Genomic DNA, 24,858 nt, shown 5'->3' with positions numbered 1-24,858 from the left:
CTCCCTCATGCGAGGGAAGAAATTATCCGGTATTAGCTCCGGTTTCCCGAAGTTATCCCAGTCTTACAGGCAGGTTGCCCACGTGTTACTCACCCGTCCGCCGCTAACCAACAGGAGCAAGCTCCTATTGATTCGCTCGACTTGCATGTATTAGGCACGCCGCCAGCGTTCGTCCTGAGCCAGGATCAAACTCTCCAATAAAGTTGAGTTGATTAGCTCAAAAATGTTACGTTGGCTTCATTTCAAAAAAAATGAATAATTATTGTTTGTTGACGTTTTTGTTTGTTTAGTTTTCAAAGAACTATCTTGCGCGTCGCTCAAAAGCGACTTTATTAATATAACACATGGTGTTTATTAATGTCAACACCTTTTTTAAAACCGTCCACTGCGGAAAACTTTTTGAAAATGTTTCGCAGCGACGGTTATTAATATATCAAGTATTCACGAAAAGGTCAATAGCTTTTTTTGTTTTTTTACGATAGTTTTTGACTAACGCGGTAACAGCGGTGAAAAACACCCTGTCCCTTTGTCTCAAGATTAACGATTTCTAATAAATGTTTTTCAATTAAGTATTCAAGCAGGACTGACATATCAACGGAATACGGCATCAATTCCGGCTCACTCATGATTTCGCTAAACATCCAATGCTCTTTTTTACTTAAAACGTCTATTAAGTGGGAGGAACCGATGTTAGTTCTGGAGTGAATCAAGAATTCACTGGCAAGGAATAAAAGCTCGAGCCTTTGTTCCAATGTTTCCTCACTCACAACCAACTCAACATATAATTTATAAATTTCCGGTTCAATTTGCTTCACTTGCTGCCAAACCGTCAGTTCAGGATGAAGGCCATTTTCAATAATCGCTAATCTCGCCAGATGATGCAGGGAGTGAACGACATAATTATAGGCATCTAAATACTGTTTATTTTCAAACAGTGCTTTCCCATCCACATAGCGGCGGATTAACTTCGCAAATTCCAACCCCATTTTTATTTTTCGGCCATGGAACGGAAATTCTTCTAGTTCCTTTTTTAGATCGGCTACATATTCATTGCGGTCAAATAAAATTTTGGAATGATGAAGCCATTCAAAAATCTTTCGGTTGCTGCCTATTAAAATCCATTCTTGCAGCTGCGGCTCAGTGATAATATGCATGGCGGCTTTTTTGTCATCATACGAATAATGTTTTGTATATACAGGCTGATCTGCTTCTTTCACAATCATTAAAAGAATCGCATCAAACGAATCCGTCGTTTGACTTGACCGTTGTTTCTTTTCTACCAATAAAATCCCCAGGGTATTTAATTGGCTTGCCCTTTCTTGATAAATGGGCCGAAGAATGTCTTCCATCTTCTATACCTCCATTTTTCTAGCTAGCAATATATGTTCGACAGGAAGAAGAAATATCCTTCTAAAATTTAAGACAAAATTCGACATTCTTCTGAGTATCCTTTTTTCTCAATGGAGAATTGTGGTATAGTTTGTCTAGGAGGGAGAATCATGGCAAAATATTCGAGTAAAATAAATAAAATTAGAACGTTCGCATTGTCGTTGATCTTTGTTGGTTTTATCGTTATGTATGGTGGTATTTATTTTCGTACTTCACCACTTATTATGACCATCTTTATGATTTTTGGTCTGCTTTTTATTATCGCCAGCACGGTTGTTTATTTCTGGATTGGCATGCTGTCAACCAAAACCATTTCTGTAAAATGTCCTAGCTGCGGCAAACCCACTAAAATGCTTGGCAGGGTAGATATGTGCATGCACTGCCGCGAACCTTTGACTATGGATAAAGCCCTGGAAGGCAAGGAATTTGACGAAACTTATAATAAAAATAAAATGAAATAAAGGGATGACCAGCAATCGGTCATCCCCTTTTTTATAAACAAACAGCCGACTCCAAATTAGAATCGGCTTTACATTAGTGAACTTCTTTAGCAGAGCAATCCGGACAAGTGCCGTAAATTTCCATGCGGTGATTCGCCACTTTAAAACCAGTGACATGTGTCGCCAAGTGCTCCACTTCATCCAAGCCAGGATAGTGGAAATCAACAATTTTCCCACATTCCTCACAGATTACATGATAGTGATGGGTGGTAACAAAATCAAAGCGGGCAGATGCATCTCCATAGGTCAATTCCTTTACAAGGCCTACTTCACGAAATACTCGTAAATTATTGTAAACCGTTGCCACACTCATATTCGGGAATTTGCCCTCTAACGCTTTATAGATTTCATCTGCAGTAGGATGTGACATCGAGCTTATTAAATATTCAAGTATCGCATGACGTTGCGGAGTAATACGCACCCCAGTATCCTTTAAGGTATCCAACGCTTCTTTTAATTGATTCATCGCCATGCACCTCTTTTCAAAAAAATATTCTTACATTGTAATTGTTATAATTAGTTTACTAGGTAATTTGTACTTTTGTCAATATTGTAATACTGCAAACACCGAAGTTCATTAGCTATGTAATGTTTGTTCAGAAGCTCCTAACTGGTGGTTGACAAATCTCGCAGTGACAAACAACAAGTCAGAAAGACGGTTTAAATACGCCAGCACAAGCGGATTGACATCCTCCCCTAAGCCGACGGCACATCTTTCTGCTCTTCTTGCAATGGTCCTGGCCACATGGAAGGCTGCACCTGCAGGATGTCCCCCAGGTAAAATGAAATTCGTCAACGCCGGCAGGCTTGAATCCCATTCGTCAATTTGTTTTTCCAGTTCTTCAATATCCGCTAATGCTAATGACCACTTTACTTCCTTCCCTTTCGGAGTTGCGAGCTCAGCACCGACATGAAATAGGTTTGTTTGTATTTTATGATATGCTTTTTCAATTATTTCTTTCCCCTGAAAATTTTCCTTAGTTAAATAGCTTAATGCCAGTCCAATCATCGAATTCGTTTCATCACAGGTTCCGTAGGCCTCGACGCGAAGGTCGTTCTTTGCTACCCTTTGCCCGTAAATAAGTGAAGTTGTTCCTTTATCCCCTGTTTTCGTATAAATTTTCATTTTTCAATACCCCCTATTGGTAAATTTCAGCTCCACATGTCTATAAATCTTTTCTTCATCATATCACCTAGGTCATTTATTAGAAAAGAAAGAAGGCATAAAAAAGGGGCCCGAATGGACCCAATAAGTTTTATCTGAGGAGGTATGCCCTAATAAAATGATATTCACATGAAGCACTTTTGCATTGGACAAAAGCCTTTTCTTGCGAAAATAGGCAGTATCTTATTGGTTTTCTCTGATATAGGTTAAAGCCTCTTCGACATGTCCTTTAACCTGAACCTTTCGCCATTCCTTCGCAATATTACCCTCTTTATCAATGATAAAAGTCGACCGTTCAATGCCCATGTATTCTTTCCCGAAGTTTTTCTTTAGCTTCCAAACGCCGTATTCCTCCGCCACTTGATGATCGTTATCGGCAAGGAGCAGAAATGGCAGACCGTATTTCTCAACGAATTTTTGATGGCGGTCTACCGGATCGGGGCTGACGCCTAAAATAACGGCATTAAGGTCGGCAAACTGCTCATGTTGATCACGGAAATCACACGCTTCCGTCGTGCATCCCGGCGTCATATCCTTTGGATAAAAATAAAGCACGACATTTTTTCCTTTTAACTCTGACAAAGTAACCTTCTCGCCAGTTTGTGCTTCTAGTGTAAAATCAGGTGCTTGTTTACCAATTTCTACTGTCATTTTATTCACTCCACTTTGAAAAATATTCCTATTTATAGCCTAACCAATGTGATGGAACAATACAACTTTCATGCACCTGGGGATTTATTTTTCCCGATCAAACATGACCTTGGCCACGAACGCGGCTGGGAGCGTATAGCCTATTAATGCTTCAATGACGGCAATCAGCCTGCCGATGCCTTGAGGAATCACATCTCCATTGCCGACCGAGAATAACATCATCGCACTAAAATAAAAGCTCGTTTCAAAAATGTTCCGGTGTTCGGCGTTATTTATTTCCGCCAACACCTTCATTCCCGCTAATTCAAAAATTAAATAAATCAGCCCAAATCCGAAGATGACAGTTAAATAGCATGTTCCTAAATAAAAGAAATTGTCAAAGGACACCAATTTGCCCTTAATCGTGTTGGGAATAAATAAGGTCCGAATACTCATGAAGATGCAAAAAATCACAATCGGCAGCAAGAAATAAATCACAAGACCACCTCTAATATTTGTACAGATTAGTTCATTGTATGTGGGCTTGACCAATAAAATATCAAAAAACCGTGCCGAATGTAGCACGGTTTTAATTAATTATTAATTGCCGGCGCCGCGGTATTTTTTGACCCCCTGATTCCAGAGGAATACGGAGAGCGCAAAAAAGATGATGCCGATTGCAGGTGTTAAAAACGAATAGATATACCATTCTTGTTTTTTAAGAAAAAAAGCAGCGGGATAGACGCCAACGAAAGCAAACGGCAAAATCCAAGTGAGCACGAAGCGGATCACCGTATTATAGATATTGACCGGATAGCGGCCGTAGTTGCTGATGTTGTACATCATCGGCATGAGCGAGGTTTTCGCATCCGCCCAGAAGCTGACGCAGGCGAGCATCACAAAGATGCCGCCGTAAACAAGCGCGCCGCCGATGACGAAAATAATAAAGAGAAACGGATCAAACCAATCCACCTGCAGGTTTAACCGGCTACCCGCATAAAACATGACAGCCAAGCCGGTAACCGCCCCTAATAAAGCTTCCAGTTCCAGCCGCTCGAGGATAATCTGAAAAAGACTATGAATCGGCCTAGTCAGGATACGATCAAGCTCTCCCCTTACAATATAACGCTCGTTGAAATCCCAGATATTAAAGAAGGCCGAAAAGACCGCGTAAGGTACTAAGAAAAATCCATATATAAAAATAATTTCATCACGGCTCCAGCCGCCGAGCAGCTGGGTGTGGCCAAAGACGACCAGAATAAAGACGAGATTGATGGCCTGGGACATAAGGTCCGAGAAAAACTCGACAAACAAGTCAGACCGATATTGCAATCTTGTTTTCATATATTGCGACATGTATTGAAAAAACATCGTTACGTAAAACACCATTTACCCCCCTTGAATGACCAGCTGTTTTTTCGCAATAACCCAAAGAATTTGGATGGGAATGAGGAGGATGATAACCCAAATAAATTGCTGGCCGATGGCTTGAATGGCCTGCTGGTGCGTGAATCCCTCTGTATAGATCATGCTTGGTATATAGCTGATTCCCTGAAACGGCAGGAATTTCATAATTCCCTGCGCCCAGCCCGGGAAAAAGCTCATCGGCAAAAGCAGCCCGGAAAACAGGTCAATGACGACCCGCTTAGCACGGATTAGGCCTGAATTATTATATAAGAAGAAAGTCGTAATTCCGGTTAACAGATTTAACTGGGTGTTAATGAAAAAGCTTAGTAGGATGGAGATGGCGAATAATCCCCATACGTCTGGCTTTAATGTGATTTGGATTGGAAATACGAAATAAACAATAATGAGTCCCGGCAGCGAGAAGAAAAATAACCGAAAAATCCCTTCCCCCAGTCCCTGCATGGTTTTCATGCCGAGGTAGTTGTAGGGACGGATCAGTTCAACGGCCACCTTCCCTTCCATGATTTCCATCGCCATTTCCCGGTCCAGGTTGTTGAAATAAAAGGCCCGCGCCATCCAGGAAATCGCCACATAGGTTGTCATTTGTGTAATGGATAGACCCTGGATTTCCTCCTTGCCGCTGTAAATTGCTGTCCACAGAAAATAATAGGCGCCGATGTTGATGCCGTAGATGAGGATGCCCGTATAATAATTTGTTCGGTAGGCGAGCATCATTAAAAAACGGATGCGAATCATTTCTAAATATTTATCCAACTTCCACCGCACCCTTTTCGTAAATATTGCGGATGATTTCTTCCGTGGATGTTTCGTTGATTTTAATGTCCTTTATTTTAAAAGCAGCGACGATTTTGGCAATCAGCTGTGAGATGAGTTCGTCGTTGTTTTGCATGTTGGCGGTAAAGATTTGTTCCTTTTCGTCGTGCTCCCATTTGACAGGAAGAGCGGCTGTAAGTTTTTTTACGGCTGGCAAATCAACTTTTTCAAGGAACTGGAATTGCAGCTCTTTGCCATCCCCTAATGTGTCTTTTAAATTTTTCAAAGCCCCGTCATAGATGATATTTCCTTCATCAAGCATAATGACGCGTTCGCATAATGCCTCGATGTCAGAGAGATCGTGCGTTGTTAAGAGAATGGTTGTATTGTATTTTTCATTGATTTCTTTTAAAAATTCACGGATTTTTAGTTTTACTAGGACATCGAGGCCGATCGTCGGTTCATCCAGAAAAAGAAGCGGCGGATTGTGGATGAGTGCCGCGGCTAGCTCGCAGCGCATTCGTTGTCCGAGCGATAGCTTTCTGACTGGTTTGTCAAGAAGCGGCTCGATATCGAGTGTTTTGATGACATGGTTCATATGGTCGTCATATTGTTCATCCGTTACCTTATATACCTTTTTGAGGAGCCGGAATGACTCCTGGACGGCGATGTCCCACCATAGTTGGGAACGCTGGCCAAACACGACGCCGATTGTTTGGACAAATTTTTCCCGCTCCTTATGGGGATTCATGCCGTTCACTTTGATTTGCCCGCCGGATGGGGTTAAAATACCTGTTAACATTTTGATGGTTGTTGATTTACCGGCCCCGTTTTCGCCGATATAGCCGACCATTTCCCCTTGCTTGACGTTAAAACTGATATCGTTGACGGCACGTGCTATTTTATAATTTCGTGTAAAAAGGTCGCGGAACGCGCCCGCTAAGCCGGAACGGCTGGAATAGGCTTTGAATTCTTTTCGTAAGCTGTTTACTTCTATCGCGTTCTTCATTTATATGGCACCTCCTGATGTGGCTTGTGGCTTACCCTAATGTTTTAGTTTAGCCAATTGGGGGCGGAGGTACAACTATCTTGCTTTTTATATTTTTGGGGAAGGGTTGAGGCTTGAAGTGGGTTGCAATTCTTGTAAATTGGGTGCGAGTTGATTCCAATTAGACAGTTCTTGATTTGAGACAGGGGAAATGTCTTTTAGAGGTGCTCTTATTGAACAATTCCGGTTTGGCGTTGGAGCAAAATGTCCTTTAGGCTTTCTATTGGACAAAACCGTCCCGCCTCCATCGACCCTATGAAGACCGAAATCTTATCAGCCCCAACCCATAATGTCCTTCATTAGCCTCATGAAGACCAATTCCAACTCATACCCACCCCATAATGTCCTTCATCCGCCTCATGAAGACCAAATCCAACTCATACCCGACCCATAATGTCCTTCATCAACCCTATGAAGACCAAAATCATTTCAGCCCTGACCCATAATGTCCTTCATCCTCCTCTTGAAGACCAAATCCAACTCATACCCACCCCATAATGTCCTTCATCGACCCTATGAAGACCAAAATCATATCAGCCCTGACCCATAATGTCCTTCATCCGCCTCATGAAGGACAAAAACCCTTCACCTCCACCCCATAATGTCCTTCATGGACCCTATGAAGACCAAAATCTTATCAGCCCCAACCCACAATGTCCTTCACCCCCGCCCCACCCCAAAATGTCAAAATAGTAAATCACAAAAAACATGCTAGAATAGGAATGTTAATAAAAAAGGAGGAAACCCAAGTGCATTTTACCAATTCAGAACGAATACATAATGAAGCTCTCGAACATATTGTCGGCGGGGTCAACAGCCCATCCCGTTCCTATAAGGCAGTCGGCGGCGGCGCGCCGGTTGTGATGGAACGCGCTCAGGGCGCGTATTTTTGGGATGTTGACGGCAACCAGTACATTGATTACCTTGCTGCCTACGGACCGATCATTACCGGTCATGCCCATTCGCATATTACCGAAGCCATCAAGCGCGCGGCAGAAACCGGCGTCCTATACGGAACTCCGACGCCGCATGAAGTAAAATTCGCGAAAATGCTAAAGGAAGCTATTCCTTCATTAGACAAGGTCCGCTTTGTCAACTCCGGAACAGAAGCGGTCATGACGACAATCCGTGTTGCCCGTGCCTACACAGGCCGTGACAAAATCATCAAATTTGCCGGCTGCTACCATGGACACTCTGACCTTGTTCTTGTCGCCGCCGGTTCTGGACCTTCAACCTTAGGTACTCCGGATTCAGCAGGCGTGCCGAAGTCGATTGCCCAAGAAGTTATTACTGTCCCATTCAATGATATTGAACCGTACAAAGAAGCTCTAGAAAAATGGGGCGATCAAATTGCCGCTGTTCTCGTTGAACCGATTGTCGGCAACTTCGGAATCGTCGAACCAAACCCTGGTTTCCTAGAGCAGGTAAATGAACTTACCCACGCGGCTGGTGCGCTAGTAATCTACGATGAAGTCATTACAGCCTTCCGGTTCATGTACGGCGGGGCCCAAGACCTCCTCAACGTCAAGCCTGACCTTACGGCAATGGGGAAAATCATTGGCGGCGGACTGCCAATTGGGGCATATGGCGGACGGAAGGAAATCATGGAAACAGTCGCCCCTCTTGGCCCTGCCTACCAGGCGGGAACAATGGCCGGCAACCCTGCCTCGATCCTATCGGGCATCGCCTGCTTAGAAGTGTTAAAACAAGAGGGCCTTTACGAATATTTAGATCGCCTCGGCGCGATGCTGGAAGAAGGTATTCTTGAGGCTGCTAAGGAACACAATATCCAAATTACCATCAACCGCTTAAAGGGTGCCTTAACCGTCTATTTCACTGATGAAAAAATTGAAAATTATGAGCAGGCGGAAAAAACGGATGGAGAGATGTTTGCAAAGTTCTTTAAACTGATGCTGCATCAAGGAATCAACCTCGCTCCATCCAAATATGAAGCTTGGTTTCTCACAATCGCCCATACTGAGGAAGATGTGGAAGCAACTCTCCATGCGGTCAGGAATGCATTTTCTTCACTAAAACAAGAATAAATATGCATATTTCATGCACGAAAGGGAGCTATAGAGGCTCTCTTTTTATTTAGAAAAACAAATTGTAAACGTTTTCATGTAAGGCTTTTCATCTATATTTTCGATTAGAATCATGCCAAATTGATATCCAAACTTTTGAATAATTATTTGATTTCTGAAAATTCGTATGATACGATATGTTTATTATTTTTCCTTTTTTCTCTTAACTTTTTTCCTGCAATTTTTCAAGTTATCAATTATCAGGAGGTGAAGCGGCTTCCTTTAGGAATTCTGAAGAAGCCCGACAAAATGACACAAAGATGGACGCCATCTCAATTTAAAGATTTTCATAAACATGAACACGATGCTTGTGGAATAGTCGCTTGCCTTGAAAAAGCACAGATCCCAACAAGGAATAACATATTTGCTTGTATAGACGCTCTTGTGACCATGAACCACCGCGCAGGCTTTATTAACGGTGAGGGAGATGGCGTTGGAATCCATACAGATATCCCAAGGGACCTTTGGAAGGAAAAGCTGCTTCAGGCAGACCTTGACCCAGCACTCACGGAAAAAGAGGGCTTTGCTGTAGGTCATGTTTTTATCAGCAGGAAAGCAAATTGGGCTGAGGTTAAGCAAGAATTAGCAGACAAACTAGTAAAATATGAATTGGAGCTAATCTTTGAAACAACTGAGGTCACCAATCCATCAGCATTAGGTCCAATTGCCATTCAGGAAAACCCGGTTTTCTGGCAATTTGCCATCCTATCAAACAAGAACGGCCAGGAATTAAACAAGGTCCTGTTCGAAGCATTGGTTGATTTTGAAAATAATGAACTTGTTCACGTAGCGTCTTTCAGCCAAAACCATGTTGTTTACAAAGTAATGGGCGCAGGTGACATTCTGCCGCGCTATTACCAAGACCTAGCAAACCCACTTGTGGCTTCCACCATGACACTTGGCCACAACCGTTATTCTACAAACACTCTCTCCAGCTTTTTCCGGGTACAGCCTTTCAGCGTGCTTGGTCACAATGGTGAAATCAATACCATTTCCAAGCTTCGTGATGAGGCAAGAATGATTGGTGTACCACTTGTAAAAGACGGGAGTGATTCCCAGGATTTAAGCAGAACGATGGAAACATTAATCTGTCGTGATGGCTACTCCTTATTCGAAGTAATGGATTTATTATTCCCGCCGATTATTAATGAAATCAAAGCTTATCCAGAGCATTTACAAGATTTATATACTTATATGCGTGAAGCCTGGGGACATTTTGCCCAAGGTCCTGCCGGTATTATCTCAAGATATGGTGATGAGGCCGTGTTCAGTGTCGATGCACTTGGACTCCGCCCGCTGTGGATGCTTGAAACGGAAACTTCCTACCTATTCTCGTCTGAACCAGGAATCATTCCTTCAAGCGAATACGTAAATGATCCGAAGCCATTAGCACCTGGTGAAAAGGTTGGCTTTAAATGGAACGGAAACCAGCTTGAAGTTTTTGAACAAAGCCAATACCAAAAAGTAGTTTTTAACCGTTTTTCAAAACGGGTTAACCTCCAAGGAGCAAGACTGCGTCTGCAGCCGCCGGCACTTGGCAAAACCGTAACCATGAATTATCCAGATAAAATTCATAACGGGCAATACAAATCATTTGGCTGGGAACGCGAGCATATTCAATTAATCGAGCAAATGGCCGAAAAAGGCGTCGAGCCGATTCGTTCACTTGGCCATGACTCACCGCTTGCAGCCTTAAATCCAGAACGTGTCAACATTGCCGATTATATTAAAGAAAGCGTAGCGGTTGTCACAAATCCAGCGATTGACCGCGACCGGGAAACAGAGCATTTCTCCACCCGTGTCATTATTGGCAAGCGCCCAACATTATTTTCAGCTGCCGAAAAAGCGGAATCAGTCATTGAATTGACAACACCGCTGCTCTTAGAAGGCAAAGCCGGCTTCGCATGTGCCGAAAGCTTAGGACAGCCGACTTTTGATCAGCTTGTCCAGCAGTTCCAAGAGCAAAAGCTGATCGCTTATATTTCAACTACCTTCCAAACGGATGAAACAGTTGATGCTGCCATTGAAAGACTTGCAAACGAAGCTGTTCAGGCTGTTCAGGCTGGTAAGTCGCTGCTTGTACTTGACGATGCAAAAGCCCATCAAGAGAATTCTTATTGGCTTGACCCGCATCTCGTCACATCTGCGATTGATCAAGCTTTAGTGAAAGCAGAATTAAGAAGAGATTGTTCATTATTGCTTCGCTCTGCAGCGATTCGTTCACTTCATGACATTATTACTGTTTTTGGCTTAGGTGCAGATTTAATCAGCCCATACTATATGTTCTTAACGGTTCAGAATGAATCAACAACGCCGTTAACGAACCTTTACAGTGCATTAACAAAAGGTATAGAAAAAGTCATTTCAACGATTGGTATCCATGAACTGCGCGGCTATGGACGCCTGTTCTCCAGTATCGGTCTGCACGAGTCGATTGCCAATGTATTAAACATTGTGAACTTCTTCGGCTCAGATGAAATTGAAAATAATTTTGAAGCAATGAAACAGGATGCTTTAAAAAGAGCAGAAGATTATCAGAATGATAAGGAAAGAGTCGGAAAAACGTTCAGCCTCTTCCCACGGATTTGGAAAGCGATTGGCGAAGTGGCCTCCACTGGTGATTACAGCGCATATCGCGATAAAATCTCCGAGCAGGAAGAAGCAAATCCGGTTACAATCCGCCATTTAGTTCAATTAAAGCAAGGCCTAAATCAGGTATCGCCTAATGATGTTGATCTTCGTGTCGGTGATCATGATCTGCCGTTTTTGATTTCCTCCATGTCTTTCGGTTCGCAAAACGAAATTGCCTTCAGAGCTTATGCTGAAGGGGCTGACCGCTTGAACATGGTGAGCTTGAACGGTGAAGGCGGCGAAATCAAGGATATGCTCGGCAAATATCCAAGAACACGCGGCCAGCAGATTGCTTCGGGACGATTTGGGGTTAACGCCGAACTTTTAAACTCTTCTAATCTATTAGAAATCAAAATCGGTCAAGGTGCAAAGCCTGGTGAAGGCGGACACTTGCCTGGTTCTAAGGTGACGGCCAAGGTTGCGGCAGCACGTAACGCTACACTTGGTTCTGACTTAATTTCACCGTCCAATAACCATGATATTTATTCGATTGAAGACTTGGCACAAATGATTCAGGAGCTAAAAACAGCAAACGACCAGGCAAAGATTGCTGTTAAGGTTCCGGTCGTTCCAAACATTGGAACAATCGCAGTCGGTATCGCTAAAGCTGGCGCAGATGTCATTACTCTGAGCGGTTTTGATGGCGGTACAGGGGCGGCCAGAATCCACGCCCTTCAGCACGTCGGCCTCCCTGTTGAAATCGGCGTAAAAGCAGCTCATAACGCATTACTTGAAAGCGGCCTGCGCCACAAGGTGGAATTATGGGCTGACGGCGGTATGAAGAGTGTAATGGACGTTATGAAAATCATGCTTCTTGGTGCCAACCGTGTTGGCTTTGGTACATTGGCAATGCTGTCAATCGGTTGTACGACCTGCCGCGGCTGTCATTTAGATACCTGCCACGTGGGTATTGCCACTCAGATTGAAACGGAAGCACAGGCAAAAGACCACGGTCTTCGCCGCTTCGTACCGCGTCAATTTGATTTAGCCGTTCAAGGAATTATGAATCTATTCACTGCATTTGGTACTGAATTAAAAGCACTTGCAGCAAGCCTTGGAATCCGCAATCTGCAAGATGCCGTCGGTCGTTCCGAACTATTAGAGCAAGTGAAAGGCCAAAATCAGCTGAACCTTTCTTACCTATTAAAGCCATTAGAAATCAGCCAGTTTGCTAAAATTGAAGCTTCTAAGTCTGTTTCCGAAGCGCAATTGCAAGTGGCAGCTGGCGCTGAGTATCTTGATGCAAGTGTGGATCAGCTTCACTCTTCAAGGGAATTCGTCAGCGTCACATCTGAACAGCGGGTATTGGGAAGCCGAGTTTCCTGCCACCGTGTCCGCGGCAGATTGGATGGCTCTTACAAGCAGCTTCCGCCTGTCCAGCTTAAGTACAAAGAGGGCTCCATCCCTGGTAACGGATTAGGCGCATACAACAGTGAAGGAATTGAAATCACCGTTAACGGCGGCGGTCAGGACGGCGTTGGTAAGACCTCCTTTGGCGGTAACATTCATGTTCTGAAATCAAAAGGCAAAAACGGCCAATACGTCAACGGTTCTGTTGGTAAAGGCTTCGGCTACGGTGCCCAAAAGGGTCTCCTTGTTGCCCAGGGCAATGCTGATGCCCGTGCCGGAATCCGCCTCTCTGGTGCCGATCTTATAATCGGCGGACAGCTGAAAAGTGCGCTTCCTGAAAAAGAAAACGGCAATATCGGTGCCAACGCTAATATCAAAGGATTTGCGTTTGAATATATGACAAACGGACGCGGTCTTGTTCTTGGGGACCCAGGTCCATGGATTTGCGCAGGTATGACCGGCGGTGTCATCTATGTCCGCCAGCAGCCTGAACTCGGATTAACCAAGGAAGCTGTACAGAGACGCGTTGCCAAAGGCGCCAAAGTATCGGTTGTCAATTTAACCGAAAAAGGCAAACAGGACATTAATGAGCTCTTAGGCAAATATACAGCCCTGTTAGCCGAGAACGGCCAAACGGAAGAAGCCGAACAGCTTCAAAGCTTGCTGGCAAGCCCAGAGGAGCACTTCGTGCAAATTACTCCTGTTAAAGAGCAGGCTGATCCATCCGTATCTACAGAATAATATATTTTCCAAAAAGCATTCGCGTATTATTGCGGATGCTTTTTTTAAGCAACTTTTAAAAATAATGTCATATAATTTCTCTTGATTAAATAGTTTAATCCCTGTATAGTACTTAATTGTTTAGCTCTCGAGCAAACTATTAAGAAATTATGTATCTTTGAAAGGAATCTATTATCAAATGAAGTTAGGTGCCCGCATTTTAAAAACGGGAATTGCGATTGTCTTGTCTCTATACTTGGCATATTTGCTGCATTCGCCCTCTCCTGTCTTTGCAGCCATTGCCGCGATTTTTGCCATCCAACCGACCATTTACCGCTCTTATCTAACGATTATTGAACAAGTTCAAGGGAACATCATTGGTGCCATTCTTGCGGTCGTCTTTGTTCTTCTGCTAGGAAATCATACGATTGTCATTGGACTGGCAGCGATTATTGTCATCACGCTTAACCTTAAATTTAAATTGGAAAATACGATAGGGTTATCGCTCGTTACGCTTATTTCGATTATGGAGGCACCGGGAAGTGATTTTATCACCTTTGCGGCCATCCGTTTCTCCACGATCATGATTGGGGTATTTTCGGCCTTTATCGTCAACCTGGTGTTTATGCCGCCCAAATATGAAAATAAGCTTTATTTAAAAATTGGCAGTACAACCGAGGAAATCATCAGATGGATCCGCTTGAGCATACGCCACGATTACGACCATCAATTGCTGAAAACGGATATTGGCAAGCTGAAGGAAAACATCAAAAGCATTGAACAATTTTATACGATGTATAAAGAAGAACGAAGCTATTTTAAAAAGAACCTTTTAGAAAAATCAAGAAAACTCGTGGTTTACCGGCAAATGACCATAGCCGCCAGAAAAGGTCTGGACACCTTAAAAAGAATTCACCGCTTTGAAAATGAACTATTGCTGCTGCCAGAACCATTTAAGGAAGCCATCCAGGAGCAGCTTGACAGCCTCATTTACCAGCATGAACAGATTATGCTGCAGTTCATTGGAAAAATTCCTATTACAACAGCTTCACCCGTAGAAAAGGTCAGCACAGATAAAAAGCTGCTCTTTGACTTATTTCTAGTCCATCAAAAAGAGTTTGCAGCTGATGATGATAATCAGCATCTCTACCATACCATGCAAATTGTCGCCTCGATTATTGATTACAGCGAGCAGGTGGAGCATCTAGATGTGTTAATTACCAGCTTTCATTCCTTCCACCACAACGAAATATCCATTGAAGAAGAAAGCAACCAATAAAAAAACCGAAGCCATAACGCTTCGGTTTTTTTAAATGGATGTTTGTTCATTTTTATTGTCCAGCTGCTGGACTTGAAATAGTTTATAATAATTCCCCTGCTTAGCCATTAACTCATCGTGCGTACCTGATTCCACAATCTGGCCATGTTCAATCAGAATTATTCTGTCTGCGTGAGTGATGGTCGATAATCGGTGCGCAACAATAAAGGTCGTCCGGTCCTTCGCCAGTTCCTCCAGCGCCTCTTGAATGTAGTGTTCACTTTCCAAATCGAGTGCTGAGGTTGCCTCGTCAAGAATTAAGATGGGCGGATTTTTTAAAAAGACACGGGCGATGGCGACCCGCTGCTTTTGGCCGCCGGACAGCTTGACGCCTCTTTCCCCCACCTTCGTATCATAGCCTTCCGCCAGATGTTGGATAAACTCGTGGGCATTGGCCGCTTTTGCCGCCGCAAACACTTCTTCTTCGGTAGATTCCGGCTTACCTAGTAAAATATTATCCTTAACCGACTCGCTGAATAAAATATTGTCTTGGAACACGACGCCGATTTTATCCCGTAACGATTGAACCCTAAATTGGCGGATATCTACCCCATCAAGCGTAATCCGGCCGTCGGTGACATCGTAAAAGCGCGGAATCAAACTTACCAGCGTGGATTTCCCCCCGCCGCTCATCCCGACAAGCGCGATCGTTTCTCCTTTTTTCACTTGAAGGTTTATATTTTTTAATACCGACTCTTCGTTTTCGTTATAAGCGAAGGAAACATTTTCAAAGTTGATATTCCCCGTTACCTGCCCGCATTCCACCGCATCCGGGGCATCCACGACATCATATTTTTCATCCAAAAATTCAAAAACCCGGTCCATTGAGGCAAACGACTGGGTAATCGTCGTGGACGAGTTCACCAATCTTCTTAACGGATTGTACAGCTTATCAATATAGGCGAAAAACGCCACCATTGTCCCTAGGGAAAGTTGATGGTGAATTACCAAATAAGCGGAGTAGCCAATCACAATTAACGGAGCAATATCGGTAATCGTGTTGACTGCCGAAAATGATTTCGCATTCCAGCTCGTGTGTTGGAGTGCTTTTTCCAAAAAGTTCTTATTCTGCTTATCAAATTGGGTTTGTTCATATTCCTCAATCGCAAAGCTCTTAATTACCGGCATACCCTGCACCCGCTCGTGGAGATAGCTTTGCACCTCAGCAAGGGCTTGTGACCGTCTTCTCGTGAGATTGCGTAGATTCCCGAAAAAGTACCTAATCGAAAACGCATAAAGCGGGAACAACAAAATAGACACAAGCGTCAGCTTTACATTCATGGAAAACATGAGAATAATGGCAATAACGATGGTGGCGATATCAAGCCAGAGGTTCATCAATCCGGTCACAACAAATGTTTTTGTCTGCTCAACATCATTGATGACCCGTGAAATGATTTCTCCTGCCCGGGTATTGGCATAATATTTAAAGCTTAATTTTTGAATATGTTTATACATTTTATTGCGGATATCATATAAGACCTTGTTTGATGTCCATTGCGCATAATACTGGCGATAATACTCAATCGGCGGCCTCAGGATCACAAAAACGAGCAGCATGACGCCCATGATGAGCATTAATTTATGAATTTTTCCATCGGTGGATAAGGCATGATTGCCAATGATATCATCGATCACATACTGAATTAAAATGGGAATGATGAGAGGAATGGAAAATTTAATAATACCGATGAAAATCGTGGCGATGATTTGCCAGCGGTATGGTTTGACAAATTGAAGGTATCTGCGGATGCTCTCCAAACCAGTTTCCCCCTTCTTATTAAAAATGAAGACATATAAAAACCTGTTGATGCTCATCAACAGGCGTTTGTTTCCTACACACCAATTAACGTCTGTATGTTAAATAACGTTCATACCAAATATCAATAAAATCTGGTGCGAATGGGCCGCTTCGCTGCCTAATCCATTGAATCAGCTTATCTACATTCCGTTTTAAAATTTGGTCAATGACATCGGGATAATTCATTTCCCGGCGGTGACGTTCGTATTCATCCTCGTCAAGAAGATTAAAAGTCATGTCAGGATACACCTTAATATCAAGATCATAATCAATATATTTTAACGCCTCTCCATCAAAGATGAAGGGTGAGCTTATATTGCAATAATAATAAATCCCGTCTTCCCGAATCATGCCAATCACATTAAACCAATATTGGGAATGAAAATAACAAATGGCCGGTTCTCGTGTAATCCACGTTCTGCCATCCGACTCCGTGACAAGTGTCCGATCATTTGCGCCAATCACTAAATTCTGCGACCCTTTTAAAATCGTTGTTTCTTCCCAGACGCGATGGATGTGCCCATTGTGTTTATAGCTATGTATTTGTACTGGTTCACCTTCGATGGGTACGCCCATTTTCTCCCCTACCTTCATTTCCGAACCTTTGCTAACCTGACCTGCTATTCAAATAAACCGACAAAAGGCAACAAAGTAAATTCCTTTTTCTATTATTATAACGGTTGAAGCCGGAATTTAAAACAAAAGAACCATATTTCTATGGTTCTTTGTAAATTTTGCGGATTATTTTTTCCTCTAAATGGTTTGTGTTAAATTCATTTCCCGGTAGGAATTGATCACTTCTTCAGTCTGTTTTTCAAACATCGCCTGAATTTCTTTTAATTCCTTTTTCATTTGTTGAATATCGGCTTGGATACTTTCTAAATCAGTTTCATTTTGCAATGCCTGCAATTCCGCTTCAATCTGCTGGCAACGCTCAAGTTCTGCCTGAAGAAAAAGCAACTTTTCCATTGTTGCCATTTGCTCGGAAACTAATCGATTAAAATGATCCATTTCCCTCACCGCCTTCATAATTGTCCTTACTAATAATTCTTTATGGCAGATATTTTTTCCTTTGACTACTTATGTAAAGTAAAGGGAGGTTTTGTCGAATTTCTGCAGAAAAAAAGAAGGCACTCTTCCGAATGAGAGTGCCTTCACGTAGGTAATTTTATTAGCTTTGGCCAAATTGACCAGATGTACCTTGGTTTTTACGAGCTTCTGATTGTTGGTTTTGCTGTCTTACTTCTTGTGCATTTGTTTCAGAAGCAAATTCTGTTCCGAATTGGCCAGCTGCACCTGCACCAGCAGACTGAGCGTTTTGTTGTCTTACTTCCTGGATGTTAGTTCCAGCAGAAGTTTTGTTTGGTTGTTGATTGAAGTTAGCCATTTATTATCACCTCCACGAATTTTAATTTACCCAGCCTCGTGGAGATTATCCTTAAATTTTTGAAAAATAAATTTAAACCAAAAGCGAAATGCCTCCATCAACGATAATTGTCTGTCCGCGAATCATGTTGGAGTCGTTTGAAAGCAGGAACATAATGCAATTTACCATATCATCCACTTCAACCATTTTTCCTGCAGGCGTTTTTTGTCTTGCCTCTTCTAGGAGTTCTTCGCGATTTGGAAAAGATTTTAGGGCATCCGTATCAACAGCCCCTCCAGAAACGGCATTCACAATAATATTTTTCGGTGCAAGTTCCACTGCTAAATATCTGGTGAGTGCTTCTAGCGCCGCTTTTGATACTCCAACGGCTGTGTAATTTTCCAAATAGCGAATTGATCCTAATGAGCTGATGCTGACAATTTTTCCGCCACCATTTCTTTCCATCAGCTTTGCCGCTTCCTGGGCGCAAAATAACAGGGCTTTACTGTTGATGTTTAGTGTCCAATCCCAGTGTGATTCCTCAAGCTCCATTGCTGGACGCTGAACACCGGATGCGGCGTTGTTTACAAATATATCTAAGCGGCCAAATTCCTCGTCAATTTGCTTGAACATTTCTTTTATTTTACTGACATCGCCGACATTGGCTTTGACAATGAACGCTTTCCTGCCTAAAGCTTTCACCTGCTCCGCAGTTTCTAAGGCGCCCTTTTTGCTGCGCGCATAATTAATTACAATATCATATCCTTCCTCCGCTAACCGGATGGCGGCTGCTCTGCCAATTCCACGGCTACTGCCTGTTACTAATGCTACTTTTTGTGTCATCTTTCTGTCTCCTATCTTTTATTCAATTGGTTTCATTTTAGCTTTTCCATGAATAGATGACAATTAATATACAAAACTAAGGCAAGAAACCCTTTTGAAAGGATGTAGTCAAATGTATGTAGGACGAGATATGACTGAACTCTCGATGATGGCAAAAAATGATTGGAAGGATAGCGAACTTGCCTTTTTTCATCATGCCTTGCAGCAGATTACTCCCTATTTGAACAGTGAGGGACAATCTATTCACAGACAGATTATTGAAGAAATTGAAAACCGAGGCGGCTTCGACAGAACTGAAGCAAATTACACAAACGGCACTAAGCCCACATACGATTAACCGGTTTATGCTCAAAAAAAGGGCCTAGCCCCAGAGCTGCATGACTGTGTTAAGCTTTAGCAGCATTGGGGTCAGGCCTATTTGAATATTCAAGATAGATTTTGAACATTTTTTGATAAGGGACTGGGAAGGCGTAGTCCTTTATTTCATCTAAGGTGACGAGTTTCCAATCGCTTCCTTCCGGTATGTTGGATTGTAATTCTCCGTTATAAATTTTGATATTCCAGACAAGATGAGAAAAAACATGTTCAAGTTGCCCGATGATTTTTTCTAACTTTAAATGGATTTTAAGTTCTTGCTCGAAAAGCTCGGAAATCTTTTCACGCTCATGGTGTAGCGGGTGCTGAATTTCGACGTTCGGAAATTCCCATAAATTAGCAAGCAATCCATCCGATGGCCGTTTATGAATTAGGACTCTTCCTTCTTCATCTGAAAGCAATACGGCTGCAAGCTGCACATCGCGGGTTTTATTCTTTTTCGTTTTTATTGGCAGTTCCGCTTGAACCCCTTCCTCAAACGCTTGGCAGTGTTCGCGGACTGGACAAAGCAAACAGGATGGCGAAGTCGGAGTACAAACTAGAGCCCCAAGCTCCATTAAGGCTTGATTAAAGGCTGAAGGATCTTCATGCGAAATCAATTCCCGGACAGCGTGTTCAAAAACTTTCCGTGAAGATGGTTTCGCGATATCCTCCCATATATTTAAAATCCTCGAAAACACCCTCATCACATTGCCATCTACGGCAGGTTCCGGAATGCCGTAGGCAATACTTAAGATGGCGCCTGCCGTATATGGGCCAACCCCTTTAAGTGTAGATATTTCTTCAGGGGTGTTTGGCACTTCGCCATTATATTTTTCTTTCACTTCTCGAACGGCGGATTGCAAATTCCGGACCCGCGAATAATAGCCGAGCCCCTCCCAAGCCTTAAGGACCTTGTCCTCATCAGCTTCCGCCAAGTCATCTATGGTCGGAAACCAATCGATAAAACGGTTAAAGTACGGGATTACCGTATCCACTCGTGTCTGTTGCAGCATGATTTCGGAAACCCAAACCTTATAGGGGTCACGGTCCTTCCGCCAAGGCAAGTCACGCTGCTCTTCCTTAAACCAGGTAATTAAATCATGTTGAAAATCATTTATATTGATTTTTTCGATATTTTTTAGCTCAGTCGTCATAAACTTACTCCTTTTTGCTTGTAAACAACTCTAAAAAGGGGGAATATAATATTAACAATTCTTTTTTAACGATATGCCAAATTGGGCGTTTTGACAAGATAATTTGAAGGGGGATTTTTTACCTTTGGATACTGGAACTCATGTTGTAATGGGCATCGCGCTCGGAGGGCTGGCCACGCTTGATCCGGCCGTATCCGCCAGCCATGCCACTGCTGCCAGTGTTTTAATTGGAACGATTGCCGGTTCACAAATACCGGATATTGATACGGTTTTAAAGCTTAGAAATAACGCCATTTATATACGAAATCACCGGGGAATTACCCACTCTGTTCCTGCCGTCCTGTTATGGCCGCTTCTCATTACTGGGGTGATTTATTTCTTTTTCCCGAATGCCAACCTGCTGCACCTCTGGGCGTGGACGTTTGCTGCGGTTTTTATCCATGTCTTTGTTGATATTTTTAACGCCTATGGAACGCAGGCACTAAGGCCTTTTTCGGCTAAATGGGTTGCACTTGGTGTCATTAATACGTTCGATCCGTTTATTTTTACCATGCATGTTATTGGGATCATCGCTTGGGTTCTCGGAGCACCTCCTGGATATACTTTTTTAATCATGTATGTAATTATTATCGGTTACTATCTTAGAAGGTACCAGGCTAAAAAACGTGTTCTTGTCGAAGTTAGGGCTTTAATTCCTGATGCGACTGAGGTCATCATTGCGCCTACGATGAAGTTCCATCAATGGCGGATTGCGGCCATGAATGAAAATATCTTTTTTGTGGCAAGGTCGATTGACGGGAAGGTCGAAATTCTCGACCGTTTTAGACGAATTCCTGTGCCAAAAACACCTGTCATTGAAGCAGCCAAAAAGGATCATAACATATCAGCGTTCCTTTCCTTCTCTCCGGTTTATCGCTGGGAGGTAGACGAATATGACAACTATTACGAGGTGCGCTTTATTGACCTCCGCTATCGGAGTAACGGCCATTATCCGTTCGTCGCTGTTGTCCAGCTTGACTGCGATTTAAAGCCAATCAGCTCCTACACTGGCTGGGTTTTCAGCGAGAAAAAACTGAGAAAAAAATTGGGGATTATTCCAGGATAACATAGAAAAAGCGGGGGATATTTTAATCACCCGCTTTTTTTAATGCAATATATTTTTTGCATGAGCTAAATATATTTCATATTTAGGATTGGTTGTCGTGAAATCATGCAGTTTGTCTCCATAATTTTCAATCCACTGTTTGACAACTCTCTCTGTCATTTCGCTGCCCATATACTCTTGGCCGGCCCTGGCGAATGTCGTTTCAAAATCGTCCCATAAAAGCTCTACCCATGTCCGGGCTTCGTTATAAGAAAGATGGTCGTTTTTGTTTAATAATAGCTTGGTCAGTTTTTCATGATAATCGTTCATCTATCCACCCCATTGGCAATTTCTTATCACATAAGCAAAAGAATTAAGTAAATAATAATAGTGCGTGGTCAGCATTAGGCTGTCCTATGCTTTTCATGGTTTCTCATTCCCTTTAATTGGAGGTACAGCATGAGAAATAAACAGCGCAGCTTTCCAAATCAAAATAACAATAAGCTCGAAGGAGAGCCACGGGCGAAAGCCGAATATGCTTCTAAAAGAGCAGACGGCACCATTAACACGCATCCACAGGAGCGTATGAGAGCCTCTGGCGAGCGTGATGATGAATCGCCTCAAGTTTGGCAGTAAGTTTTAAAAACAAGCCAGAGACCTTGGGTTCTCTGGTTTGTTTTTATATTATTTCAGCCATTTTAATAAAGAAATCGGCAGCGCCTCTTGGGTTCCGTCCCCTTTCGTACGATAGCCCCAGGCAAAAACGCCGTTCATATAATCAATTTTGAAATACTCTCCAGGTGCACCCTCAATTTCGTAAATTTCACCTGGCTTAAAGGCACTAGGGTCCATTATGTACGCCTTAGCCATAAGCGCCTTTCTTTCCAACACGGCAAATTCACTGACCATTCCCATTTGTTCCGCTTTGCGGGCTTTCTCTTGAAGCTTGGAAATTTCCTGTCTTAATTCCTGCTCGGTCATGTCACTATAGCGTTTCTCCTGCTGCATCGATAATTCCTCCCCGTTCCTCTTTATTTTAGTATAGTGATTTTTGTAAAATTAATAAAGGCAAAACTACGGAAGGATATGACGATATGAAAACAATTATAATTACCGGGGCTGGATCCGGATTAGGAAAGGAATTAGCGCTGCTTTTTTCCCAGAAAGGGTATCATGTGGTGCTTACTGGCCGGACTGCTGAAAAATTGTCTTCTGTGAGGAATGAACTTGCGGATGGCGGCGGGAAAGCCGATGTTATGGTCGTGGATATTAGGAATCGTGAGGATGTTTTTTTAAAGGTAAAAGAATTGTCTGGCAGGTATGATGTGTACGGCTTGGTGAATAATGCCGGGGTCGGCCAATTTGGGCCTTTCGGGGAAATGGATGATGCTCAGATTGTGGAGATGTTAGATACCAATGTGTTAGGAACCATTCTTATGACGAAAGCGGTTCTGCCTTTTTTGCTTGGACGCGGCGAGGGCCGGATTATGAATATTATCTCCACTGCCGGCCTGCGCGGAAAAGTAAACGAATCCGTTTATTGCGCCAGCAAATTCGCGGTGCGCGGGTTTACGGAAAGCCTGCAGAAGGAATTTGAAGGGCGAGGCATTAAAATAAACGCTGTCTATATGGGCGGCATGGACACACCGTTTTGGACGGACAGCGACCATGTGAAAGACCCGTCGCGTTTGCGATCGGCCCGGGAAGTGGCGGAGATCATTATCGAGCAGATGGAGCAGGATACGATTGTTATTGAGAGCAATAAAGGATGACGGTTATTATTTAGGGCTATGTGACTCCATGAAGGACATTTTGTGGCGGCTCATGATGTGTTTTGACCTTCATTGGCTTGATGTGAGGACATTTTAAGTCGGTCCCTGATGTGTTTTGTCCTTCATGGGCTTGATGAAGGACATTTTGTGGCGGACCCTAGTGTGTTTTGTCCTTCATCGGTTTGATGAAGGACATTTTGCGGCAGCTTCCGATGTGTTTTGTCCTTCATCGGCTTGATGAAGGACATTTTGCGGCAGCTCCTAATGTGTTTTGTCCTTCATGGGCTTGATGAAGGACATTTTGTGGCGGCCCCTGGTGTGTTTTGTCCTTCATGGGCTTGATGAAGGACATTTTGCGGCAGCTCCTGATGTGTTTTGTCCTTCATAGGCTTGATGAAGGACATTTTGACCCGGGCCCCCTTGTATTTTGTCCCTCATCAGCTTGATGAAGGACATTTTGAGGCGGATCCTAGGGCATTTTGTCCTTTAGAGGTCTCCTATTGGAGCCCTACCCGTTTCGTCTTTTAAAAGCCTCTTATTAGACATTTCCATACTCTCCGCCGACTATTTTGTCTTTAAAAAGCATCTTATTAGACATTTTGCTTCCAAAGAGAGCGCATATTGTCTTTTATAGCTCAGTCAAGTATTTTTCAATCAACTCCATGGAAAAACCTTTCCGATAAAGTGCCTGTTTCATTTTTTGCTCGAATTCAAAACCGCTATATTGCGAGTATTTCCGAACGGCCTTTTCACCTTGATAACGGATCGCTTCAAGCTCGCTACCACCATCGCCATCATCGTCAACAGCAGCATCTGCTCTCATTGTACGCGCATCCTCAAGCGCAATCTGAATAACCTCAAACGAATACCCTTTACGAAGCAACATTTGTTCCAGCTTTTGTTTTTGAATCCGCAGCGAATCCTTAGACCCCTTTTTGAAAAACTTCTCACAAAGCTTTGCGGCCTTTTCAATTTGCTGTTCCCAGGGAAATTCCTTTAGCGCCTCAACCAAAATTACCTCGATAATCCCCTTTTGTTTCAGTTCCTGCTTGACCACATCAGGGCCTTTATCCGTGGTATTTGCCTGCGTCCGCACATAGGCAAAGGCAAATTCCCTGTCATTTATGTATTTCTGAGCTGTCAGCTTATGAATCACTTCATTTACAACCGGCTCTTCCATTTCTTTTTCAACAAGATAGTCTCGGATTTCTTTCTCCGACCTTATTCGTCTTGCCAGATAGTGAACTGCTAAATTGTAGGCTTTTCGGATGTCATCTTGATATTGAATTTCCAAAAGAGAAAATTCATCCACTTCCATCCCTTTTTTTAAGCCAAATTTGATCAGAACATCACTGTCAACACTAAAGGCAAACTGTTCACCTTTGCCGTAATCCATAAAAATATTAAAACGGTCTGTATTCTTTTGCTGTGTGGTGATTTTTGTAATTATAGCCATCACGGTCAC

26 protein-coding genes and 1 rRNA gene are annotated in these 24,858 nt (G+C 43.0%); 8 read left to right on the top strand and 19 right to left on the bottom strand.

Features of this window, described 5'->3' with window-relative positions:
- Positions 1-201 (bottom strand): 16S ribosomal RNA (locus ACNQGS_RS15695); the annotation flags it as partial.
- A 272-nt stretch (positions 202-473) separates the two neighbouring features.
- Positions 474-1,349, bottom strand: coding sequence for a nucleotidyltransferase-like protein (locus ACNQGS_RS15690; protein WP_491488128.1), 876 nt, complete (start codon positions 1,347-1,349; stop codon positions 474-476).
- A 147-nt stretch (positions 1,350-1,496) separates the two neighbouring features.
- Here ACNQGS_RS15690 and ACNQGS_RS15685 point away from each other — a divergent pair, with 147 nt between their 5' ends.
- Positions 1,497-1,850 carry a YgzB family protein gene (locus tag ACNQGS_RS15685; RefSeq protein ID WP_338088298.1) on the top strand — a complete coding sequence of 118 codons (354 nt, stop codon included), beginning with the start codon at positions 1,497-1,499 and terminating at the stop codon, positions 1,848-1,850.
- 73 nt (positions 1,851-1,923) lie between these two features.
- On the opposite strand, the gene perR is transcribed toward ACNQGS_RS15685, so the two are convergent.
- The 7 genes from perR to ACNQGS_RS15650 all read right to left on the bottom strand — a co-directional run bounded on the left by perR (position 1,924) and on the right by ACNQGS_RS15650 (position 6,874).
- A complete protein-coding gene (perR, locus tag ACNQGS_RS15680) occupies positions 1,924-2,361 on the bottom strand; it encodes a peroxide-responsive transcriptional repressor PerR (RefSeq protein WP_378584452.1) in 438 nt (145 codons plus the stop codon).
- A gap of 105 nt (positions 2,362-2,466) precedes the next feature.
- On the bottom strand, positions 2,467-3,015 hold the full coding sequence (locus ACNQGS_RS15675) for a cob(I)yrinic acid a,c-diamide adenosyltransferase (RefSeq protein WP_491488127.1): 549 nt from the start codon (positions 3,013-3,015) through the stop codon (positions 2,467-2,469).
- A 222-nt stretch (positions 3,016-3,237) separates the two neighbouring features.
- On the bottom strand, positions 3,238-3,705 hold the full coding sequence (gene bcp, locus ACNQGS_RS15670) for a thioredoxin-dependent thiol peroxidase (protein WP_491488126.1): 468 nt from the start codon (positions 3,703-3,705) through the stop codon (positions 3,238-3,240).
- Between the two features lie 84 nt (positions 3,706-3,789).
- Positions 3,790-4,182, bottom strand: a complete 393-nt coding sequence (locus ACNQGS_RS15665; RefSeq protein ID WP_491488125.1) for an ion channel — start codon at positions 4,180-4,182, stop codon at positions 3,790-3,792.
- A gap of 102 nt (positions 4,183-4,284) precedes the next feature.
- Positions 4,285-5,070 carry an ABC transporter permease gene (locus ACNQGS_RS15660; RefSeq protein WP_491488124.1) on the bottom strand — a complete coding sequence of 262 codons (786 nt, stop codon included), beginning with the start codon at positions 5,068-5,070 and terminating at the stop codon, positions 4,285-4,287.
- A gap of 3 nt (positions 5,071-5,073) precedes the next feature.
- Positions 5,074-5,865, bottom strand: a complete 792-nt coding sequence (locus tag ACNQGS_RS15655; RefSeq protein WP_464493226.1) for an ABC transporter permease — start codon at positions 5,863-5,865, stop codon at positions 5,074-5,076.
- On the bottom strand, positions 5,858-6,874 hold the full coding sequence (locus tag ACNQGS_RS15650) for an ABC transporter ATP-binding protein (RefSeq protein WP_423801308.1): 1,017 nt from the start codon (positions 6,872-6,874) through the stop codon (positions 5,858-5,860). The genes ACNQGS_RS15655 and ACNQGS_RS15650 overlap by 8 nt, the downstream gene beginning before the upstream one ends.
- 788 nt (positions 6,875-7,662) lie before the next feature.
- Here ACNQGS_RS15650 and ACNQGS_RS15645 point away from each other — a divergent pair.
- From ACNQGS_RS15645 to ACNQGS_RS15635, 3 genes are all read left to right on the top strand, one after another.
- Positions 7,663-8,958 (top strand): glutamate-1-semialdehyde 2,1-aminomutase, encoded by a 1,296-nt coding sequence (locus ACNQGS_RS15645; RefSeq protein ID WP_491488123.1) that lies wholly within the window; start codon positions 7,663-7,665, stop codon positions 8,956-8,958.
- A gap of 288 nt (positions 8,959-9,246) precedes the next feature.
- Complete coding sequence (locus tag ACNQGS_RS15640; RefSeq protein WP_491488122.1) at positions 9,247-13,719, top strand: glutamate synthase-related protein; 4,473 nt, start codon at positions 9,247-9,249, stop codon at positions 13,717-13,719.
- Between the two features lie 178 nt (positions 13,720-13,897).
- Complete coding sequence (locus ACNQGS_RS15635) at positions 13,898-14,977, top strand: FUSC family protein (protein ID WP_213146704.1); 1,080 nt, start codon at positions 13,898-13,900, stop codon at positions 14,975-14,977.
- A 30-nt stretch (positions 14,978-15,007) separates the two neighbouring features.
- On the opposite strand, the gene ACNQGS_RS15630 is transcribed toward ACNQGS_RS15635, so the two are convergent.
- The 5 genes from ACNQGS_RS15630 to fabL all read right to left on the bottom strand — a co-directional run bounded on the left by ACNQGS_RS15630 (position 15,008) and on the right by fabL (position 19,026).
- Entirely contained in the window at positions 15,008-16,777 is a 1,770-nt protein-coding gene (locus ACNQGS_RS15630) for an ABC transporter ATP-binding protein (RefSeq protein ID WP_491488121.1), read from the bottom strand.
- An 85-nt stretch (positions 16,778-16,862) separates the two neighbouring features.
- On the bottom strand, positions 16,863-17,393 hold the full coding sequence (ntdP, locus tag ACNQGS_RS15625; protein WP_213118024.1) for a nucleoside tri-diphosphate phosphatase: 531 nt from the start codon (positions 17,391-17,393) through the stop codon (positions 16,863-16,865).
- Positions 17,394-17,570: 177 nt separating this feature from the next.
- A complete protein-coding gene (locus tag ACNQGS_RS15620) occupies positions 17,571-17,828 on the bottom strand; it encodes a YgaB family protein (protein WP_213118025.1) in 258 nt (85 codons plus the stop codon).
- A gap of 160 nt (positions 17,829-17,988) precedes the next feature.
- Positions 17,989-18,204, bottom strand: coding sequence for a gamma-type small acid-soluble spore protein (locus ACNQGS_RS15615; protein ID WP_423801304.1), 216 nt, complete (start codon positions 18,202-18,204; stop codon positions 17,989-17,991).
- Positions 18,205-18,276: 72 nt separating this feature from the next.
- Positions 18,277-19,026 carry an enoyl-[acyl-carrier-protein] reductase FabL gene (gene fabL, locus ACNQGS_RS15610; RefSeq protein WP_491488120.1) on the bottom strand — a complete coding sequence of 250 codons (750 nt, stop codon included), beginning with the start codon at positions 19,024-19,026 and terminating at the stop codon, positions 18,277-18,279.
- 112 nt (positions 19,027-19,138) lie between these two features.
- On the opposite strand from fabL, the gene yfhS reads away from it, so the two are divergent.
- The gene (yfhS, locus tag ACNQGS_RS15605) at positions 19,139-19,363 is read left to right on the top strand and encodes a mother cell protein YfhS (RefSeq protein ID WP_464493220.1); all 225 of its coding nucleotides are present in this window, start codon (positions 19,139-19,141) and stop codon (positions 19,361-19,363) included.
- A gap of 49 nt (positions 19,364-19,412) precedes the next feature.
- Here the strand turns inward: yfhS and mutY are convergent, their stop codons facing one another.
- Entirely contained in the window at positions 19,413-20,537 is a 1,125-nt protein-coding gene (mutY, locus tag ACNQGS_RS15600; RefSeq protein ID WP_491488119.1) for an A/G-specific adenine glycosylase, read from the bottom strand.
- A 124-nt stretch (positions 20,538-20,661) separates the two neighbouring features.
- On the opposite strand from mutY, the gene ACNQGS_RS15595 reads away from it, so the two are divergent.
- A complete protein-coding gene (locus ACNQGS_RS15595; protein ID WP_491488118.1) occupies positions 20,662-21,642 on the top strand; it encodes a metal-dependent hydrolase in 981 nt (326 codons plus the stop codon).
- 39 nt (positions 21,643-21,681) lie between these two features.
- Here ACNQGS_RS15595 and ACNQGS_RS15590 read toward each other — a convergent pair whose 3' ends face one another.
- Positions 21,682-21,951 carry a YfhJ family protein gene (locus ACNQGS_RS15590; protein WP_213146697.1) on the bottom strand — a complete coding sequence of 90 codons (270 nt, stop codon included), beginning with the start codon at positions 21,949-21,951 and terminating at the stop codon, positions 21,682-21,684.
- A 129-nt stretch (positions 21,952-22,080) separates the two neighbouring features.
- Between ACNQGS_RS15590 and ACNQGS_RS15585 the strand changes: the two genes are divergently transcribed.
- Entirely contained in the window at positions 22,081-22,257 is a 177-nt protein-coding gene (locus tag ACNQGS_RS15585) for a small, acid-soluble spore protein K (protein WP_423801300.1), read from the top strand.
- Between the two features lie 48 nt (positions 22,258-22,305).
- On the opposite strand, the gene ACNQGS_RS15580 is transcribed toward ACNQGS_RS15585, so the two are convergent.
- Positions 22,306-22,629 carry a YfhH family protein gene (locus tag ACNQGS_RS15580; RefSeq protein ID WP_491488117.1) on the bottom strand — a complete coding sequence of 108 codons (324 nt, stop codon included), beginning with the start codon at positions 22,627-22,629 and terminating at the stop codon, positions 22,306-22,308.
- A gap of 86 nt (positions 22,630-22,715) precedes the next feature.
- Between ACNQGS_RS15580 and ACNQGS_RS15575 the strand changes: the two genes are divergently transcribed.
- Positions 22,716-23,393 (top strand): SDR family NAD(P)-dependent oxidoreductase, encoded by a 678-nt coding sequence (locus ACNQGS_RS15575; RefSeq protein ID WP_491488116.1) that lies wholly within the window; start codon positions 22,716-22,718, stop codon positions 23,391-23,393.
- A gap of 122 nt (positions 23,394-23,515) precedes the next feature.
- On the opposite strand, the gene ACNQGS_RS15570 is transcribed toward ACNQGS_RS15575, so the two are convergent.
- Both ACNQGS_RS15570 and recX read right to left on the bottom strand, forming a co-directional pair.
- Positions 23,516-23,641, bottom strand: coding sequence for a hypothetical protein (locus ACNQGS_RS15570; RefSeq protein ID WP_491488115.1), 126 nt, complete (start codon positions 23,639-23,641; stop codon positions 23,516-23,518).
- A 380-nt stretch (positions 23,642-24,021) separates the two neighbouring features.
- On the bottom strand, positions 24,022-24,849 hold the full coding sequence (recX, locus tag ACNQGS_RS15565) for a recombination regulator RecX (protein ID WP_491488114.1): 828 nt from the start codon (positions 24,847-24,849) through the stop codon (positions 24,022-24,024).
- Positions 24,850-24,858 lie beyond the last annotated feature (9 nt).

It is taken from the genome of Neobacillus sp. PVCKKU3, from assembly GCF_058323225.1.
This window is presented reverse-complemented; position numbering and strand designations above follow the sequence as displayed.

Coding starts and splice junctions, on each gene's coding strand:
- ACNQGS_RS15690 (WP_491488128.1), bottom strand. CDS start 1,349: ATGGAAGACATTCTTCGGCCCATTTATCAAGAAAGGGCAAGCCAATTA.
- perR (WP_378584452.1), bottom strand. CDS start 2,361: ATGGCGATGAATCAATTAAAAGAAGCGTTGGATACCTTAAAGGATACT.
- ACNQGS_RS15675 (WP_491488127.1), bottom strand. CDS start 3,015: ATGAAAATTTATACGAAAACAGGGGATAAAGGAACAACTTCACTTATT.
- bcp (WP_491488126.1), bottom strand. CDS start 3,705: ATGACAGTAGAAATTGGTAAACAAGCACCTGATTTTACACTAGAAGCA.
- ACNQGS_RS15650 (WP_423801308.1), bottom strand. CDS start 6,874: ATGAAGAACGCGATAGAAGTAAACAGCTTACGAAAAGAATTCAAAGCC.
- ACNQGS_RS15640 (WP_491488122.1), top strand. CDS start 9,247: ATGACACAAAGATGGACGCCATCTCAATTTAAAGATTTTCATAAACAT.
- ACNQGS_RS15635 (WP_213146704.1), top strand. CDS start 13,898: ATGAAGTTAGGTGCCCGCATTTTAAAAACGGGAATTGCGATTGTCTTG.
- ntdP (WP_213118024.1), bottom strand. CDS start 17,393: ATGGGCGTACCCATCGAAGGTGAACCAGTACAAATACATAGCTATAAA.
- ACNQGS_RS15620 (WP_213118025.1), bottom strand. CDS start 17,828: ATGGATCATTTTAATCGATTAGTTTCCGAGCAAATGGCAACAATGGAA.
- ACNQGS_RS15615 (WP_423801304.1), bottom strand. CDS start 18,204: ATGGCTAACTTCAATCAACAACCAAACAAAACTTCTGCTGGAACTAAC.
- fabL (WP_491488120.1), bottom strand. CDS start 19,026: ATGACACAAAAAGTAGCATTAGTAACAGGCAGTAGCCGTGGAATTGGC.
- yfhS (WP_464493220.1), top strand. CDS start 19,139: ATGTATGTAGGACGAGATATGACTGAACTCTCGATGATGGCAAAAAAT.
- mutY (WP_491488119.1), bottom strand. CDS start 20,537: ATGACGACTGAGCTAAAAAATATCGAAAAAATCAATATAAATGATTTT.
- ACNQGS_RS15590 (WP_213146697.1), bottom strand. CDS start 21,951: ATGAACGATTATCATGAAAAACTGACCAAGCTATTATTAAACAAAAAC.
- ACNQGS_RS15585 (WP_423801300.1), top strand. CDS start 22,081: ATGAGAAATAAACAGCGCAGCTTTCCAAATCAAAATAACAATAAGCTC.
- ACNQGS_RS15580 (WP_491488117.1), bottom strand. CDS start 22,629: ATGCAGCAGGAGAAACGCTATAGTGACATGACCGAGCAGGAATTAAGA.
- ACNQGS_RS15575 (WP_491488116.1), top strand. CDS start 22,716: ATGAAAACAATTATAATTACCGGGGCTGGATCCGGATTAGGAAAGGAA.
- ACNQGS_RS15570 (WP_491488115.1), bottom strand. CDS start 23,641: ATGTCCTTCATCAAGCCGATGAAGGACAAAACACATCGGAAGCTGCCG.
- recX (WP_491488114.1), bottom strand. CDS start 24,849: ATGGCTATAATTACAAAAATCACCACACAGCAAAAGAATACAGACCGT.